The sequence below is a fragment of the Nocardiopsis sp. NPDC101807 genome (assembly GCF_044766605.1).
Lineage (GTDB): Bacteria > Actinomycetota > Actinomycetes > Streptosporangiales > Streptosporangiaceae > Nocardiopsis > Nocardiopsis tropica.
In genome coordinates this window covers 695780-712625 of sequence record NZ_JBIWMK010000003.1, presented here as the reverse complement: position 1 = coordinate 712625, position 16846 = coordinate 695780, and the positions used below count along the sequence as shown (strand labels likewise).

The window sequence follows — 16846 nt, the reverse complement described above, 5'->3', positions numbered from 1 at the left end:
GTGCGTCTGGTGGCGTGCCATCGCCAAGTAGTTGCTCGGTAACTCTACGTGAATGACCCTGAATCGGGCGTCAGTGTCCTGCGGTGTGGCCGGGCCTCCGGGGCCCGCGGCCACCGGCCCTCCGGCCGTGCCGCCGGGGTTTCCGGCGGCCCCCGGCGGCTTCCGTGCCGCCGGTGGAGCGGTCCGGTGCGCCGACAGTCCCACGCTACCCAGCAGGGTCGGACCCGATGCGTGTCCATCCCGGCGGCCGTCCTCCGGCCGGCTCCGGGGCCTCCCGGCGGCGGGCGCGAGCGGGGGCTGTCCGACTGGCGCGCGGCACGGCCCCTCGTCCTCGCCGCGGCGCACCTGAGCGACTCCGAGGACCTGTCTTGTTACTCTGAGTCACCATTGTTCTTTCGACCGGAGGAGACCCATGAGTCGCATCCTGGCCACCCTGGCCCTGTCCGCCGCCCTGGTGGGGGCCGCGATCGCCCCTGCCGCCGCTGCCGTCGACGACCACACCGGCATGGGGGTCCTGACCGACGTCGTCCCCGCCGTCCTCTTCGGCGGCACGACCCCGCGAGCCTGACGGGGGCGCCCGCACGACCGGCCCCGCCGACGGATCGGCGGGGCCGGTCGTGTCGTCGGGGCCGGGGCCGATGCGCGGATCGGCCGCGAACCCGTCCGGCGGCCCCGGCGTCCGCCCCGACCTCGTCGGGGGCCGACCGGGCGCACGCTCCGCCCCTCCGGGGGCCGCCGTCCTCCCGGCCGCTCCGTGCCCCCCGCGATCCCGCGCCCGGCGGCTTCTTCCGCCCGGCCCGCGCCTCAGCGCCCCGCGCCTCCGCGCTCCCGGCGCCTTGCGCCCGCCCCCGGTGCGGCCGCTCCCTCCGGCGCCGCGCGCCCGGCCCCCGGTGTCCGGATCCCCGGCCCCGACGGCACTCCGCCCGCACGTCCTCCCGGTCCGGGCCCGATCCCCGTCGTCACCCGGGGTCGCGCCGCCGTCGCCCGCCGGTCGCCTCCACTTCTGGAAAAAATAATTAATTAGTATTTATTCTTGACGTTACCTGCGTCACGATGGCATGCTCTCAGCGAGCAACAGAGGTGTCCGCGCAGGTGAGAGCGGGCGCTGACATATCAGGGAGGTCCCCCATGGAGAGACGACCGCGGCGCTTCCGCGGACGCGTGCTCGCCGCACTGGCGGTAGCCGTGTGCGCGGTAACGCTCGCAGGGTGCGCCGGAGGAAGACTCGGCGAGGACGGCCGCATCGGCGTCGTCTACATGGACGCCCAGGGCTACTACGCCGGGGTCCGCCAGGGCATGCAGGACCACGCCGAGGAGTCCGGACGCGAACTCCAGCTCCTGGAGCTCAACGCCCGCGGCGACGCCTCCGAGGAGAGCACCTTCGTGGACGTGACCGCCTCCGCGGGCGTCGACGTGCTCGTCCTGTCCCCGGTCTCGGCCACCGCCTCCATCCCCGCCCTGCGGCTGGCCCACGAGAGCGGCATCCCCGTCGTCTGCTACAACACCTGCATCGAGGACGAGGCCGCACGCGAGTACGTCACCTCCTACATCCTCGGCGACCCGCACGAGTTCGGCCGCCTGCTGGGCGAGGCCGCCGCGGAGCACTTCGAGGCCGAGAAGGTCGACGACCCCAAGATCGCCGTCCTCAACTGCGAGTTCGTCGAGGTGTGCGTCCAGCGGCGCGAGGGCTTCGAGGAGGCGCTCTTCGACCGCCTCCCGGACGCCGAGATCGTCGCCAACCAGCAGGGCGCCACCATCGACGAGGCCGTCGACGTGGGCGAGCGCGTCCTCACCGCCCACCCCGACCTCGACGCCTTCTACGGCGAGGCCGGCGGCGCCACGATGGGCGCGGTCCGCGCCGTGCACAGCCGGGGCCGCGACGGCGACGTCGTCGTCTTCGGCAGCGACATGTCCACCGACGCGGCCCGAGCCCTGGCCGACCACACGGTCCTCAAGGCCAACGTCGACATCTCCGGCATCGCGGTGGGCCGCATGGCCGGGGAGACGGTCGAGGACATCATCGCGGGCGAGGAGGGCGACGAGTTCGTCACCAACGCCCCCATCGACCTCTACACCACACCGGAGGACGGCGCCCGGTGGCTGGAGGAGCACCCGGACGGCATCCCGTGACCGGCGACCCGCACCCCAGCCATCCCACCCGTCCCACCAGTGGAGCACCCATGAGCGACACCTCCCCGGTAGCGGCCGACGCGCCGGTCGTGGCCCGCACCCGGGCCGCCACCAAGACCTACCCAGGGGTCACAGCCCTGGACGGCGCCGACTTCGAGGTCCGCGCCGGAGAGGTCCGCGCGCTGCTCGGCCGCAACGGAGCCGGCAAGTCCACCCTCATCCGCATGCTCTCCGGGGTGGAGACCCCGGACGCGGGCGAGGTCGAGATCGACGGCACGCCCCTCGGGGAGGGCGGCGTCCGCCGGGCCGCCGAGCTCGGCGTGGGCACCGTCTACCAGGAGCTCAGCCTGGTCCCGCAGCTGTCCGCCGCCGAGAACCTCTACCTCGGGACGTGGCCCACCACCGTGGGGCGCGTCGACCACGCCGCCATCAGGAACGGCGCCCGCGAGGCCTTCGCCGAACTCGGCGTCGACATCGACCCCGCCACCGCGGCCGGCGACCTGCCCCTCGCCCAGCAGCAGCTCGTGGAGATCGCGCGCGCCCTGCGCTCGCGCCCCCGCCTGCTCATCCTGGACGAGCCGACCAGCGCCCTCGCCGCGAGCGAGGCCGACATCGTCCTGGAGGCGGTCACGCGCGTCGCCGCGAGCGGCGTCGGCGTCATCTACGTCAGCCACCGCCTGGACGAGATCCGCCGCGTCGCCGACACCGTCACGGTCATGCGCGACGGAACCGTCGTGGAGACCGTCCCCGTCAAGGGGGCCACCACCGCCCGGATCGTCTCCCTCATGCTCGGCCACGACGAGCAGGAGCAGGAGAGGCCCGACAGCCGGGTCGACCGCTCCGGGACCCCGCTGCTGTCCGTGCGGGGCCTGTCCGTCCCGCCCAAGGTCGGCGACGTCTCCTTCGACGTCCACCCCGGCGAGGTCCTGGGCCTGGGCGGGCTGATGGGCTCCGGCCGCACCGAGATCCTGCGCGCGCTGGCCGGATTCACCCCCGCCACCGGGACGATCGAGGTCGAGGGCGCGCCCGTGGCCAGGCCCACGCCGCGGACCATGAAGCGCCTCGGCGTCGGCATCACGCCCGAGGACCGCAAGGGCGAGGGCGTCGTCCCGCTCCTCGGCGTCTCCGAGAACATGGTGATGACCTGGTTCGGCGGCGCCTCCAGGGCGGGCACGGTCCTGCCTTCCCGGGTGTCGGCCATCGGCGGCGGGCTCATCGAGCGCTTCTCCATCAAGGCCGCACGCCCCGACACACCGATCGTCAACCTCAGCGGCGGCAACCAGCAGAAGGCCGTCATCGGCCGCTGGCTGCACGCCGGGAGCCGCATCCTGCTCCTGGACGAGCCCACGCGGGGCGTGGACGTCGAGGCCAAGGCCCAGATCTACCGCATCGTGCGCGAACTGGCCGCGACGGGCGCGGCGGTCGTCTTCGTCTCCAGCGAACTGGAGGAGCTGCCCCTCGTGTGCGACCGCGTGCTCGCGCTGCGCGGCGGACGCCTCGAAGGCGAGTTCACCGGCGACGACATCACCCTGGACAACATCATGGCCGCCGCGATGGCGGCGTGAACGGCGAGGAACTATGACCACCACCACCCAGGTCACCGGCGAGGCGGTCTCCGCCCGCGGCGACCTCATCGGCCGCTTCGGCCCCCGTCTCAACGAGATCGGCCTGCTGGCCGCCATCGTGCTCCTCTACGTCGTGCTCGGCTCCACGGCCGCCGGGTTCCTGAGCCTGGACAACCAGCTCGGACTCCTGCGCAACGCCGCGATGATCGGCATCGCCGCCTGGGGCGTCACCCTGGTGATCGTCGCCGGCGAGATCGACATCAGCATCGGCCCGGCGGTCGCCTTCGCGTCCGTCATCGTCGCCAAGGGCGCCACCGAGTGGAACATCGGCGTGGGCGGAGCGATCGTCCTCACCCTCGTGATGGGCGTCCTGTGGGGAGCCCTCGCCGGGTGGCTGCGCGCCCGGTTCAACGTCCCCTCGTTCATCACCACGCTCGGGCTGTGGAGCGTCCTGGGCGGCCTCGCCCTCTACATGACCGACGCCCTGCCCGTCCCGCTCCCCGAGAGCGCCGTGTTCGACGTCCTGGGCGGTTCGATCCTGGGCGTGCCGACCTCCGCGGTGATCATGCTGGTCCTGTTCGCGGTCTTCGCGTACGTCTCCCGCTACACCGCCTACGGCCGCTCCGTCTTCGCCACCGGCGGCAACGCCGCGGCCGCCCGGCTCGCCGGTATCAACGTCTCCCGGGTGCGGATCGCGCTGTTCGCCACGACCGGCCTGCTCGCCGCCATCACCGGCGTGCTCATGGCGGCCCGTCTGGGGTCGGGCAACGGCGGCGCCGCCGCCGGACTGGAGTTCGACGTCATCGCCGCCGTCGTCATCGGCGGCACCGCCCTGGCGGGCGGGCGCGGCTCGCTCGGGGGGACCTTCCTCGGCGTCATCTTCATCACCGTCATCGCCAACGGGCTGGTCCTGCTCGGGGTCAACTCGTTCTTCCAGGACGTGGTGCGCGGCCTCATCATCGTGGCGGCCGTCCTCGTCAACGTCATCATCAGCAGGCGCGAGTCCGCCCACAGACTCACCTAGCGGAGCGCCCGCGGGACCGCACGGTCCCGCGGGCGCCCCACCCGAGCCGGGGCGGCCCGCCACACCGCCCCGGCCGCACGCCGTCCGCACGAAGAAACGGGGGAGACCCATGAACGCGACCACCGAACCACTCCCGGCCACCATGCCCGGGGTGCGCCTGCCCGGCGACTCCACCGCCGTCGTCGACACCCTGCCCGTGCCCGAGCCCGGCCCCGGGCAGGTCCTGCTGCGGGTCGGAGCGTCCGGCATCTGCGGCAGCGACATCGGGTTCATCTACCACGAGCACAAGACCCACCGGGGCGTCGACGGCCCTGCCTACCGCGGCGTGGTCGCCGGCCACGAGCCCTCCGGCACCGTCGTGCAGGCGGGTCCGGGCTGCCGCCGCTTCGGCGCCGGGGACCGCGTCATCGTCTACCACATCGCCGGCTGCGGGCTCTGCGACAACTGCCGCCGCGGGTTCATGATCAGCTGCACCGACCCCTCCCGCGCGGCCTACGGGTGGCAGCGCGACGGCGGCCACGCCCGCTACCTGCTGGCCGACGAGTCCACCTGCGTGCCCCTCCCCGACGAGCTGTCGTTCGTGGACGGGGCCCTCATCGCGTGCGGGTTCGGCACCGCCTACGAGGGGCTGCGCCGGATCGGGGTCAACGGCGACGGCGACCTCCTCGTCGTCGGCCTGGGCCCCGTCGGGCTGGCCGCCGGCATGATCGGCCGGGGCATGGGCGCCGCCCGCGTCATCGGCGTCGAGCCCTCGCAGGTGCGCCGCGACTGGGCCGCCGGCCTCGGCGTGTTCGACGCCCTCGCCTCGCCCGAGGAGGCCGCCGAGACGGTCGGCCGCGCCACCGGCGGACGCGGCGCGGCCACCGTCATCGACTGCTCGGGATCGCGCCCCGGCCGCTCCCTGGCGCTGGAGAACGCCGCCGAGTGGGGGCGCGTGTCCCTGGTGGGCGAGGGCGGGACCCTGGAGACGGAGGTGTCCGACACCCTCCTGCACAAGCAGCTCACCCTGTACGCGTCCTGGGTGACCTCCCTGCCCGCCATGGCCGAGCTGGCGCAGAACCTGGTGCGGTGGGGGCTGAGCCCCGAGCGCGTGGTCTCGGACCGCTTCGCGCTGGCCGACGCGGACGAGGCCTACCGGCTCGCCGCGGGCGGCAGCCGGGGCAAGGTCGTCCTGGTGGACGGGGGCGGCGAGTGACCGGGGCCGTCACGGTCGAACGGGACTCCTCCGGGGCGCACGAGCTCGTCGTCCTCGACAACGGGCTGCTCAGGGTGACGGCCGCACCCGCCCTGGGCGGGCGGATCCTGTCCGTCCGCCACCTCGGACGCGAGCACCTGTACCGCAACCCGCGCCTGCTGGGGGAGGACCTCCAGCCGCTCCCGGGCGTCGTGCTCGGCCCGGTCGGCGGGCCGATGAGCGCGTGGCACAACGTGGGCGGCGACAAGACGTGGCCCGCTCCCCAGGGGTGGGACGGCCCCGGCCAGTGGGCCGGGCCGCCCGACCCGGTCCTGGACTCGGGGGCCTACGCCGCCGAGACCTCCACGGCCCCGGACGGCTCGGCCACCCTCACCATGACCAGCGGAGACGACCCGCGCTCGGGGCTGCGCCTGGTCCGGCGCCTGACCCTGGAGCCGGGGGCCTCCGGCTACCGCCTGGACCTGGAGGCGGTCAACGCCTCCGGGGTCCCGCGCGAGTGGGCCCTGTGGAACGTCACCCAGATCGACGGCGGCGACGGGCCCGGCGGCGCGGACGGCGGGACGCCCGCGCACGGCCACGGGGTCTACGTCGGCGTGCGCGGGGAGGGGCCGCACACCGTGCCCCTGGTCGCGGGCGACGCCAACCCCGCGACCGCCGCGCACACCCCCTCGGTGGTGCGGGTGCCCGCGCAGGACGTCGTCGGCAAGGTCGGCTTCCCCACCGCCTCGGGCTGGCTGGCCCACGTGGGCGCGGCCGGTACCCTCACCCAGCGCTTCGCCGTGGACGAGGGCGCGGCCTACCCCGACGAGGGGTCGCGCGTCGAGGTGTGGCTGGAGTACCCGGTCGAGCGCCCCCTGGAGCACCTGGGCGGTCTGCGCCCCGTCGACAGGGTGGTGGAGTGCGAGGCGCTGGGCCCGCTCACCGTCATCGCCCCGGGCGGGAGCACCGCCCTCACCGTCGAGTTCGGCTTCGGCACGACCACCGGCCCCGTCCTGGGGGTGACCCCGCAGGGCTACTGGTCGCAGCCGTCCGGCCCCGGGTCCGCGCAGGACGCGGACCCGTCCCCTCCCGCGGTCTTCACGGCCCTGCGCGAGGGGGCGCACGGCGGGGACGGACCGGCGGGGGAGCCCGCAGGGCCCCGGCCGGGAACGGCTCCCGGCCCCGGCGCACCCGCGTCCGCCGACCGCACGCGGATCCACGACCACCACCCGGACCAGGAGTGACATGACGAACAGCAGGCACGACGGGGTCACCGCCGTGGTCACCGGCGCGGCCCAGGGCATCGGCGAGGCCACCGCCCGCCGCCTGGCGGACGAGGGCGCCGCGGTGGTGCTGGCCGACCTCTCGCCCCGTGTGGAGGAGGCGGCCGAGCGCGTGCGCGCGCACGGGGGCCGGGCCGTCGCCGTCCGCGCCGACGTGTCCGACGAGGGCGACTGGGCGCGCCTGGTCGGGACCGCCCGCTCGGAGTTCGGCCCGGTGGGGGTCCTGGTGTCCAACGCCTACACCGTCGAGGTCGCCCCGGCCCACGAGACCACGCTCGCCTCCTGGGAGCGCCAGCTGTCGGTGAACCTCACCGGCGCGTTCCTGGGGATGCGCGCCTGCCTGGACGACCTCACCGCCCAGCGGGGCAGCGTCGTCCTCACGTCGTCCGTGCACGCCTGGTTCGGGCTGCCCGGCCGCCCCGCCTACGCCACCACCAAGGGCGGCCTGACCGCCCTGACCAGGCAGCTCGCCGTCGAGTACGGCCCGAGCGTGCGCGTGAACTGCGTCCTGCCCGGCCCCATCCTCACCTCCGCCTGGGACGGGGTGGGCGAGGAGGACCGGCGCGAGAGCGTCGCCCAGACCGCGGCCCGGCGCTTCGGCGACCCCGCGGAGGTCGCCTCCGCCATCTCCTTCCTCGCCTCCGCGGAGGCCTCCTACGTCACCGGGGTGAGCCTGCCGGTCGACGGAGGGTGGAGTATCTACAAGGCGTCGTCGTGACGCACAGGAAGGGGAGGAACTGATGGCGGCCTACTCGGGGCGCGGGGTCCACGGCCAGACCGTGCGGTTGCTGGGGGAGCGCGTGCTCTCCGGCCGGATCGCCGAGGGCGAGACGATCGACCTGGCGGCCCTCAGCGACGAACTCGACCTGAGCCTCACCGCGATCCGCGAGGCGATCAAGGTCCTCGCCGCCAAGGGCCTGGTCGGCTCCCGGCAGCGCAAGGGGACCTTCGTGCGGGCGCGCGCGGACTGGAACCTGCTCGACCCCGACGTGGTCAGGTGGCAGATAGCGGCGGGCGCCGGGGACGTGTTCTTCCGCAACCTGGCCGAGCTCCGCGAGGCCCTCGAACCGGCCGCCGCCCGCCTGGCCGCCCTGCGCGGGACGGCGGAGGACGTCGCGGCGCTGCGCGCGGCCGTGGCGGACATGGCCGAGTCCGGGGAGGCCACCCCCGAGGCCGCGGCCGACGCCGACCTGCGCTGGCACCGCGCCCTGCTGGCCGCCACCCGCAACGAGCTGTACACCCGCACGGACGTCTTCTTCGCGGCCGGTCTCTCCGAACGCGACCGCCTGGTGCACGGGGGAGCCCACAAGGACCCCGTGCCCAGCCACGCCGCCGTCACCGAGGCGGTCGCGGCCGGGGACCCGGTCGCGGCGGAGCAGGCCATGCGCTCCCTGCTCGACCAGGCCAGGGAGGACCTCCTCCGCGCCACCGGAGAAGGCGCACACCACGACGATCTGGAGAAGCCCCAGTGAGGATCACCCGCATCGAGACGTTCCTCGTCCCGCCCCGGTGGCTGCTGTGCCGCGTCGAGACCGACGACGGGGTCGTCGGCTGGGGCGAACCGGTGGTGGAGGGCCGCGCCGAGACCGTGCGGGCCGCCGTCGGGGAGCTGTCCGACCTCCTCATCGGCGAGGACCCCACTCCCATCGAGCACCACTGGCAGCGCCTGACCAAGGCCGCGTTCTACCGGGGCGGCCCCGTGCTCTCCAGCGCGGTCGCCGGACTCGACCAGGCCCTGTGGGACATCGCGGGCAAGCGCCTGGGCGTCCCCGTCCACCAGCTCCTGGGCGGCCCGGTCCGCGACCGGGTGCGCGTCTACGGCTGGGTCGGGGGCGACGACCCGGCGGAGCTGGCCGACGCGGTCTCCGCGCGGGTGGAGTCCGGCCTCACCGCCGTGAAGATGAACGCCTCCGGCGTCATGGGCCGCTCCGCCACCGTCCGCGAGATCGACGCCATCGTGGACCGGCTGGCCCAGGTGCGCGACGTCCTCGGGCCCGACCGCGACGTGGCGGTCGACTTCCACGGCCGGTTCAACGCCGCCACCGCCCGCAGGGTCCTGCCGCTGCTGGAGCCGCTGCGCCCCATGTTCGCCGAGGAGCCGCTCCTGCCCGAGTACGGGCACCTGCTCCCCGACATCGTCCGGTGCAGCCCGGTGCCGATCGCCACGGGCGAGCGCCTGTACGGCAGGACCGACTTCCTGCCCGCGCTCCAGGCCGGGATCGCGGTGGCCCAGCCCGACCTGTCCCACGCCGGCGGCATCTCCGAGGTGCGGCGCATCGCCTCCCTGGCCGAGACCTTCGACGCGGTACTCGCCCCGCACTGCCCGCTGGGCCCGGTCGCCCTGGCCGCCAGCCTCCAGGTCGCCTTCGCCACCCCCAACTTCCTCATCCAGGAACAGAGCATCGGCATCCACTACAACAAGGACGCCGAAATGCTCGACTACGTCGTGGACGCCGGAGTCTTCGCCTTCCCGGACGGGAACATCCACCGTACGGACGCCCCCGGGCTCGGCGTGGAGGTGGACGAGGACGCGGTGCGCCGCGCCGACCGGGTGGGGCACCGGTGGCGTCCGCCGGTGTGGAGTCACGAGGACGGATCTTTCGCGGAATGGTAGGAGGGCCGATGGAACCGGTGGTCAGGGTCTGGAGCGAGGACCGCTTCGAGCTCGGGGAGGGGCTGCGCTGGGTCGGCGGCGACCTGCTCATGGTGGACATCCTCCGGGGCCGCCTGCTGCGGCTGGCCCCCGGGGAGCCCGGGCCCGCCCACGAACTCGCGGCCCTCGACGTCCCCCTGGGCGCGGTCGCCCCGGTCCGGCACGGCGCCGGCGCGCTCGTGGCGGCGGCGGGCACCGGCATCGCCCTGCTGACGGGCACCGGCGGCGGGTCCGCCGCCGTGGAGTGGCTGGGCCGCCCCGAGGACGGCGCGGCCACGCCGATGCGCATGAACGACGGCTGCTGCGACCCGCACGGGCGGTTCTGGGCGGGGTCCATGGCCTACGACGGCACCCGCGGGGCCGGGTCGCTCTACCGGGCCGACCCCGGAGGAGGGGTCACCCGCGTCCTGGACGGCTACACCGTGCCCAACGGGCCCGCCTTCGCCCCGGACGGCTCCGTGATGTACCTGGCCGACAGCGCGGAGGGGCGCATCGACGCCTACGCGCTGGACGCCGAGGGCCTGCCCGGGGAGCGGACCGTGCTGGCCCGCGTCGGGGAGGGCAGCCCGGACGGCATGCAGGTCGACGCCGAGGGGCACCTCTGGGTCGCGGTCTGGGGCGGGGGGCGCGTGCACCGCTACGCGCCCGACGGCGCCCTGGACCGGGTGGTGGAGGTCCCCGCCGCGCAGCCCACCAGCGTGTGCGTGGTCGGGGACGGCGAGCCCGTGCTCATGGTCACCTCCGCGACCGTGGGGCTCACGGACCCGGGGGCCGGCGACGGCGCGGTGTTCGCGCTGCCGGTGGAGGTCCCCGCCGCGCCCGCGCACCACTTCGGCTGAGCCCCCGGGGTCCGGGGCGGGCGAGGCACGCCCGCCCCGGACCGCCCGGACCCCCGCGCACCGTGCCCTCCGGGGTCCCGTGCGGGCGTTCGCGCGGAGGGGTTCCGGCGCCGAACCCGCGTTCCGCTCACGGAGCGGCACAGGGCCCGCGCTCCGGGGCCGCGTGCGGACCCGGGGGAGAGGGGCCGCCGGACCCGTCCGGGCCCGCGGGGGAGGGGTCAGCCGCGGCCTCCTCCGGGGCCGCCCCCCTCGCCGGCCGCTCCGGGCTCCCCGCCGACGGACTCCTGGTAGAGGTCCGCGTAGGTGCGCGAGTCCTCGACCAGGTCGTCGCAGAAGGCGGCGACGTCGTCGCCGATGAGTTCCAGGACCCCCTTGCCGACCGCGGCGCCCTCCTCGAAGAACTCGACGATCCCCGGCAGCAGGTCGCCGTCGGCCAGGCCGACCGGTCCGACCTTGAAGAAGTACCTCTGGATCTCCTTGTAGACGATCCGGTAGTCGGGCGGAAGCGCCTTGGCCCGCGCCATGTGCGCCCGCCAACGCCTCTTGCCCTCGATGATGTCCTGGACGCCCACGTCAGCCTCCCAGCCTGCCCAGTTTCCTTGCGACGTCGCGGTTCAACTGCTCGCGCCACCGGTCGCGGTGGCTCCGGGCCCCCTCCCCGCCGGCCAGGGCCGCGCAGAAGCCCGCGATGTCCTCGCCCAGCACGTCGCGAACGTCCTGCCCGTCCGCCGCCGTCTCCTCGAGCAGCCCCAGGGCGTTGTCGAGGATCGGCGTCAGGTTGCGGCCGGTGAAGCCCGAGTAGGGGAAGAGGTGGGCCTTGACCTGCTCCCACGCCGCCCGGTGGTCGGCCGGCAGCGCCTCGGCCCGGACCTCGAACGCCTTCCACTCCCTCGTGAGGTCGCTGCCCGTCACGGTCTCCCAGAGGTTCATCTCCCGCCCTTCCTGAGTTCGTCGACGCGTGACGAGAGGTACTCCCACTTCGCCCAGAACGTCGCGAGTTCCGCGCGTCCCGCGTCGTTGAGCGCGTAGAACTTGCGCGGCGGCCCCATCCCGGACGGCCGTTTCGTCACCTGGACGAGCCCGTTCCTCTCCAGCCGCAGCAGGATGGTGTAGACCGTCCCCTCGACGACGTCGGCGAAGCCGAGTTCGTTCAGCCGCCGTGTGATGGCGTAGCCGTAGGTCTCCTCGCCGCCGATGATCTCCAGCACGCAGCCTTCGAGCGTGCCCTTCAGCATCTCCGTCAGGTCGTCCATCGCGGAGCCCTCCGGCTTCTCCTTGGTACTGCGTGTCATTAGGTACCACTATAAAGTAGCACAGAGTAGAGGGTTCCGTTCCGCGAACGGGGCGTGAGGGCCACGGCCGCCCCGCCGCGGAGCGGGGGCGGAGGGGTCCCGTGTCCACCCCGGGCCGCCCGCCCCGGGCCGCCCGTCCCCCGGGCGGCGACCTGCCCGTGGCCGCAGACCGGACGGACGTCGGGTGTTCGTTGCGTGCTCCCGCGGGTACTTTCCGTAGGGGCGGATCCGCCCCGCACCGGGCCGCCCGGCCCGGCGGACACCCCTTCCGTGACGCACCGCCCCCTGCCCCCGGCGGTCGGCGACCCCCGCTCCGTACAGACGCCGTCCGCGGCCACCGCCGACGGCCGGCGCGACCCGGCGCCTCCCCCTCCGCGAGGCGTCCGGCCACCGCTGCCACACTTCCGACCCGTACCCCATGGGGAGTCTCCGCGCGCCCCGGACGACCGCGCGCCGGCCGGGCCGCCCGCGACCTCCCCCGCCCCCGAGAGGAAGACGACATGCCCAAGCACCGCCGCTTCGAGAAGGACCGCGCCCAGACCCTGGAACCCGGCGAGTGGACGTCGCTGGAGTTCGAGACCGTGGTCGACGCCGACCACGGCGGCACCTCCACCGGCAGCCTGTACAGCCTCGTCGGCGTCAACGAGCCGGACGGCGCCCTCTACGACTTCTCCGTGGGGGTGACCATCGCCGACCTGTCCGCCGGGGCGGAGGTGCAGATCCGCGCCACCGAGTACGAGCCGGACGGCGACGGCGGGTGGCGGTACGCCCGCAACCGGCCGGTCGACAGCCCCGTGCAGGCCGGGGGGAACGGCCACTTCACCTACGCGTGGAAGGGCAACCTGGCCAAGGGGCGGCGGGTGCGGGTGCGCCTGGCCCAGCAGGGCGACACCGCCGCGACGGTCGTGTCGGCCACCGCGGACGTCTTCTACTGGCCCAAGTAGCGCCGCGAAGCGGAAGGCCGGACCCCCGGGGACCCGGAGGTCCCGTAGGGTCCGGCGTCGCAGCCCCTCCCGTGGCGCGCCGTCGCGGGAGGGGCGGCCCGTGTCCGGCGCGGCCCGGGCGCGGCCGCTCCCGCGCGCGGCGGGAACGGGGGCGGCGGCGGACGCTGCGCTCACCGGTGGCCCCGTCCCTCCAACGCGCGGAGGGAACGGGACGCGGGGGCGGGAGGGGCGCCGTCACGCGCCGGCCGTGGGGCCGGGGTCCGGGGCGATGCCGGTGGCGGAGGCCGTGGCCTGCCACAGCCCACTCGCGAGCACGGGGTCCCGCGAGGCCGCCGACCGGCGGGCGGGGCCGGCCGGACCGCGGGTCTCGAAGAGCCCGGTCGGGCCCAGGTAGCCGCCGCCGGGGACCGGTCCGGTGGCCGCGAGCAGCTGGGGGCCGATCCCGGCGGCGACCGGCTGGGAGAGGTAGCGGTCCGGCAGCACGAACAGGCGGTCCTTCCACGTGCCCCCGCGGGCGAGGGCGTTGTTCAGCAGCTCCGACCTCGTCAGGCCCGGGTGGGCGGCGACCGACAGCACGGGGTCGCCGGCGCGTCGCAGCCGCCGGTCGAGCTCGGCGGAGAACAGCAGGTTCGCGAGCTTGGAGGCCCCGTAGGCGCGCGTCGGCGAGTAGCGCCGGCGCTCCCAGTGCAGGTCGGTGAGGTCGAGTCCGCCGGTGCGGTGTCCCAGGCTCGACGTCGTCACCACCCGGGAGGGCCTCCCCGGGGTTCCGGCCGACCGCAGCGCGGGCATCAGCAGCCAGGTCAGCGCGGCCGGACCGAGGTGGTTGGTCCCGATCTGGAGCTCGAACCCGTCGCGGGTCCGCTCGTGCGGTCCGAGCGACACGGCGGCGTTGTTGACCAGCACGTCGACCCGGTCACCGGTGCGTTCCCGGATGTCCGCGGCGGCGGCGCGCACCGAGTCGAGGTCGGCCAGGTCGAGCAGAACGGCCTCGGCCGAGCCCGGACCGTCGATCCCCGCCCGCACCCGCTCGACGGCCGCCTCTCCGCGCCGTGCGTCGCGAACGGTCATCAGGAGCCGGGCGCCGGCCCCCGCCAGCGCACCGGAGAGGGCGAGGCCGAGGCCGGAGGTCGTCCCGGTGACGACGACGGTGCGTCCCGTGAGGTCGGGGAGGTCGTTGGGCGGAGGCGCCATGGGTTCGTGTCTCCTGTTCGGATGGTCCTGTCCGCCCGGGCCCGCCGGTGCGGCGCCGCACACGGTCCGCACGCGCCCACCGGCGCCGTTCCGGAGGCGGTGGTCGGGCAGGGCGGGCGTCGCGCGCGGGCATCGTCCGCGGACAATTCATGTGACGGTGTCACCTGAACTACGGTCCCCCATGCGGATGGCGCTGTCAAACGGAGGGGTCGCGCGAGGCGGCCCGAGGGTGGGGGGTCGGGCGGTGGGCGGTGCGGCGGACGCGGCCGACCGGTGGTCCGACGCGTCCGCGTTCTCGGCCGTGCCGTCCCGCCCCCGTTCGGGGGGCGCGGAAGGGGTCCGGGGGTCGGCCGGTGGTGCGCCGGGCGGTGCCGACGGCGCGGTCCTCCTGCGGCTGCTCGATTTCCCCTTCTTGGGGTGCGGGTTACCCAGGCATTACTCCAATTGGTAATATGACGATCACTCTGAGTGTCGATGGGGTGCCGTGCCGCGGCCTGTCCGCGGTCCGGCGCAACCCCTCGTCCCGCCCGGAGTCTCACTCCCGTCGTCCCTCACACCGGAACGGAGCGACCCCGCATCCCCCACACCCGCCTGAGACCCGTGAAAAAGGACATGAGCAACCGTCAGCCCGAACCCCACGTGAAAGAACTCCACGCCACGGCCCAAGCACTGTGGCGGGCGGTCTACGAAGCCAGCGCCGTGGTCTTCGCGGAGCGCACCGTGCACCAGGCGCGGCTGGCTGATCTCGACGCCGCCCAGCAGTGGGCCCGGACCCGGGTCGCCTCCGCCCGCAGGGAGCTGGTGAGGGCCTTCGACGCCAGGGACGCCGTACGCGTCGAAGCCGCTCAGCGGCACCTGCGGGAGTGCGAGACCGAGGAGGTGCACATCGACCTCGCGGTGACCGCCGAGGCGCGCGCCCTCGTCCGTACCGGACTGGCGGAGCTGAACTCGACCCTGGAACAGGTCTGCCGTGCCCTCGACGCCGACCGGAGGGTGCAGGAGGCCGTCGCCCGCGAGCACGGGGTGCGGCCGGGCGCGAGGGCGTGAGAGAGGGGCCCGGCGGAGGCCCGGCGGCCCCGCCGGGCCGCCCCCGCTGCGGCCGGAGCACGGCTCCGCCGTGTCCCGCGCTCCGGGGCGGCCGGGCCCGGCCGTCGGCCTCCTTCCGGTCCGGCACGGGAGCCCCCGGGCCGCGGTGGCCCGGGGCTGCCCCCTGCCGTGACCGGGTCCGCGCATCGTCTGCCGACCGAGCCCCGGGGACACGGCCCCGGACCTGGCGTTCCCGATTGTTTGCGCTCCTCCATCCGGGAGAGGCTCAACTACCTGGGGTAATAAAAGGGAACGGAAGGTAGTCATGCGTCGTTTCGCCACCACTTTGGCCCTCGTCCTGCTGTGCGGCGCCGTGCCGTCTGCGTCCGCGCACGCCGCGGCCATCCACACCTGCGCCCGGATCGTCTTCGACGAGGCGAGAGCCGTGGCCGAGGGGACGGACTGCGAGAGCAACGGGGAGTCCAGCCCGGGGGAGATGCACTCCGAGGAGGTCGGCACGAGGTACGCCTGCGAGGAGATCACCCCGTCGGCCGACCGCGCGGACGCCACGGGCGCGGGGTGCCGACCGCTCTCCTGACCGCGGTCGTGAGGGGGCCGCGTCGGTCCGCTCCCCGGTGGTCGCCGTCCCGGCCCCGCCGCCACGGCGAGACCGGGGCCCGAGGGCGGGCCGCTCCGCTCTCCGCCGGGCGGTTCAGTCGTCCGAGGCGGGGCTCCACGACACCCGTACCAGGCACTCCACCGATTCGGGCGGCGGACTGAACCCCGCCGTGCGGGCCTCGTCCGGGGTCATCCACAGGATCAGGTCGGGGAGGTCGTCCTCGTCCTCGTAGGCGGACGCCACCGCGCGGATGCGGTCCGCGTCCAGGTCCGGGCCTCCGCGCACGAACCCCGCCGCCCGCCGGATGATCCTCATGCCGTCCGGCACCAGGTGGTCGAGCGCGGGGACGCCGACCTCCGCCACCCGCGCGATCTCCTCTGAGGGAGCGTTTCGGGCAGGGGCCGCTTCGACGGGGTCCTCCCCGGTGGCGACGTCGGCGCCCGGCACCTCGTGGCCGCACGGCTCGTACCGGGCGCGTGCGTGGGAGGACGCGGCCGGTTCGGAGCCGGGCAGGGCCGAGTACCTGGGGGAGCGGTGAACTCGGACGGCTGGGGTGCCGCATGTAGGGCAGAGGATCATGGTCCGCCGGTACCCGTCAGGTGTGGTGCTCATGCGGAACGGCCCTTCTGCGGGGGCCTCAAACTCGCTGGTCGAGGACCGAAACCCCGTGCGTCGCCGAGGTGGCGCACGGGGCGGTTCCTGCGGTCGCGGGCGGCATGCCTGTCATGTGCCGGGTGTTCGCCGAAGCTTCTCGTCCTGTGTGTTCAGGGTGGTGATGAGGTCGTCGATGTGGGCGGCGGTGGTGTGGGCTCCGGTGTCGGTGGCCAGGTCGCGGGCTTCTTGGAGGGTCTGGAGGAGGCGTCCGTGGTCGGGGCGTGCATCGAGCAGGGCGGTGAGTTGGGTGCGGGGGTAGCGGCGGTGTCCGCCGAGGGTTTTGACCGAGGCGAGTCGGCCGTCTTTTTCCCAGCGGGTGACGGTCTTGGGGTCCACGCGGAAGAGGCGGGCGACCTCTCCGGGGGTGAGCAGGGCCTCGGCGTTCTCGACGAGTGCGGGCAGGGAGGAGGACAACCTTGTTCTCTTTCTGTCTGGGTGGGGGGCGGGGCCGG

General features: G+C 74.7%; 18 protein-coding genes and 1 pseudogene. 13 read left to right on the top strand and 6 right to left on the bottom strand.

All coding sequences use genetic code 11. The features are described from left to right. Window positions 1–412: 412 nt before the first annotated feature. The 10 genes from ACIRPH_RS12565 (at window position 413) to ACIRPH_RS12520 (ending at window position 10668) form a co-directional block, all read left to right on the top strand. Window positions 413–568, top strand: coding sequence for a hypothetical protein (locus ACIRPH_RS12565; RefSeq protein ID WP_402913110.1), 156 nt, complete (start codon window positions 413–415; stop codon window positions 566–568). Window positions 569–1128: 560 nt separating this feature from the next. Next, window positions 1129–2130 carry a substrate-binding domain-containing protein gene (locus ACIRPH_RS12560; RefSeq protein ID WP_402913107.1) on the top strand — a complete coding sequence of 334 codons (1002 nt, stop codon included), beginning with the start codon at window positions 1129–1131 and terminating at the stop codon, window positions 2128–2130. A 50-nt stretch (window positions 2131–2180) separates the two neighbouring features. Further along, window positions 2181–3695 (top strand): sugar ABC transporter ATP-binding protein, encoded by a 1515-nt coding sequence (locus tag ACIRPH_RS12555; protein WP_402913105.1) that lies wholly within the window; start codon window positions 2181–2183, stop codon window positions 3693–3695. A 13-nt stretch (window positions 3696–3708) separates the two neighbouring features. After that, the gene (locus tag ACIRPH_RS12550) at window positions 3709–4719 is read left to right on the top strand and encodes an ABC transporter permease (protein WP_402913102.1); all 1011 of its coding nucleotides are present in this window, start codon (window positions 3709–3711) and stop codon (window positions 4717–4719) included. Window positions 4720–4828: 109 nt separating this feature from the next. Continuing rightward, entirely contained in the window at window positions 4829–5914 is a 1086-nt protein-coding gene (locus ACIRPH_RS12545; RefSeq protein ID WP_402913100.1) for a zinc-binding dehydrogenase, read from the top strand. Continuing rightward, window positions 5911–7137 carry a hypothetical protein gene (locus tag ACIRPH_RS12540; RefSeq protein WP_402913098.1) on the top strand — a complete coding sequence of 409 codons (1227 nt, stop codon included), beginning with the start codon at window positions 5911–5913 and terminating at the stop codon, window positions 7135–7137. Before ACIRPH_RS12545 ends, ACIRPH_RS12540 begins: the two co-directional genes overlap by 4 nt. A 1-nt stretch (window position 7138) precedes the next feature. Next, window positions 7139–7894 carry an SDR family NAD(P)-dependent oxidoreductase gene (locus ACIRPH_RS12535; RefSeq protein ID WP_402913095.1) on the top strand — a complete coding sequence of 252 codons (756 nt, stop codon included), beginning with the start codon at window positions 7139–7141 and terminating at the stop codon, window positions 7892–7894. Between the two features lie 22 nt (window positions 7895–7916). Continuing rightward, entirely contained in the window at window positions 7917–8648 is a 732-nt protein-coding gene (locus tag ACIRPH_RS12530; protein ID WP_402913093.1) for a FadR/GntR family transcriptional regulator, read from the top strand. Further along, window positions 8645–9790, top strand: coding sequence for a galactonate dehydratase (gene dgoD / locus ACIRPH_RS12525; protein ID WP_402913091.1), 1146 nt, complete (start codon window positions 8645–8647; stop codon window positions 9788–9790). The genes ACIRPH_RS12530 and dgoD overlap by 4 nt, the downstream gene beginning before the upstream one ends. Before the next feature lie 8 nt (window positions 9791–9798). Continuing rightward, window positions 9799–10668, top strand: coding sequence for an SMP-30/gluconolactonase/LRE family protein (locus tag ACIRPH_RS12520; RefSeq protein WP_402913089.1), 870 nt, complete (start codon window positions 9799–9801; stop codon window positions 10666–10668). Window positions 10669–10886: 218 nt separating this feature from the next. Here the strand turns inward: ACIRPH_RS12520 and ACIRPH_RS12515 are convergent, their stop codons facing one another. From ACIRPH_RS12515 to ACIRPH_RS12505, 3 genes are read right to left on the bottom strand one after another with little or no spacing between them, the layout of a single operon-like run. Then, the gene (locus tag ACIRPH_RS12515; protein ID WP_402913087.1) at window positions 10887–11240 is read right to left on the bottom strand and encodes a DUF1048 domain-containing protein; all 354 of its coding nucleotides are present in this window, start codon (window positions 11238–11240) and stop codon (window positions 10887–10889) included. A 1-nt stretch (window position 11241) separates the two neighbouring features. Continuing rightward, window positions 11242–11598 (bottom strand): DUF1048 domain-containing protein, encoded by a 357-nt coding sequence (locus ACIRPH_RS12510; protein ID WP_402913085.1) that lies wholly within the window; start codon window positions 11596–11598, stop codon window positions 11242–11244. Then, window positions 11595–11921 (bottom strand): PadR family transcriptional regulator, encoded by a 327-nt coding sequence (locus ACIRPH_RS12505; protein WP_267950435.1) that lies wholly within the window; start codon window positions 11919–11921, stop codon window positions 11595–11597. Before ACIRPH_RS12505 ends, ACIRPH_RS12510 begins: the two co-directional genes overlap by 4 nt. A 539-nt stretch (window positions 11922–12460) precedes the next feature. Between ACIRPH_RS12505 and ACIRPH_RS12500 the strand changes: the two genes are divergently transcribed. After that, entirely contained in the window at window positions 12461–12904 is a 444-nt protein-coding gene (locus ACIRPH_RS12500; protein ID WP_402913083.1) for a hypothetical protein, read from the top strand. A gap of 234 nt (window positions 12905–13138) precedes the next feature. Here ACIRPH_RS12500 and ACIRPH_RS12495 read toward each other — a convergent pair whose 3' ends face one another. Next, window positions 13139–14095: an SDR family NAD(P)-dependent oxidoreductase gene (locus tag ACIRPH_RS12495; protein WP_402913080.1), complete on the bottom strand. Its 957-nt coding sequence runs from the start codon at window positions 14093–14095 to the stop codon at window positions 13139–13141. Window positions 14096–14707: 612 nt separating this feature from the next. On the opposite strand from ACIRPH_RS12495, the gene ACIRPH_RS12490 reads away from it, so the two are divergent. Both ACIRPH_RS12490 and ACIRPH_RS12485 read left to right on the top strand, forming a co-directional pair. Beyond that, the gene (locus ACIRPH_RS12490) at window positions 14708–15142 is read left to right on the top strand and encodes a hypothetical protein (protein ID WP_402913077.1); all 435 of its coding nucleotides are present in this window, start codon (window positions 14708–14710) and stop codon (window positions 15140–15142) included. A 304-nt stretch (window positions 15143–15446) separates the two neighbouring features. Next, window positions 15447–15719, top strand: coding sequence for a hypothetical protein (locus tag ACIRPH_RS12485; RefSeq protein ID WP_402913075.1), 273 nt, complete (start codon window positions 15447–15449; stop codon window positions 15717–15719). 114 nt (window positions 15720–15833) lie between these two features. Here the strand turns inward: ACIRPH_RS12485 and ACIRPH_RS12480 are convergent, their stop codons facing one another. After that, window positions 15834–16352 (bottom strand): hypothetical protein, encoded by a 519-nt coding sequence (locus ACIRPH_RS12480; RefSeq protein ID WP_402913072.1) that lies wholly within the window; start codon window positions 16350–16352, stop codon window positions 15834–15836. A 258-nt stretch (window positions 16353–16610) separates the two neighbouring features. After that, window positions 16611–16796 (bottom strand): annotated as a pseudogene (locus ACIRPH_RS12475) (BldC family transcriptional regulator); the annotation flags it as partial. Between the last annotated feature and the right edge of the window lie 50 nt (window positions 16797–16846).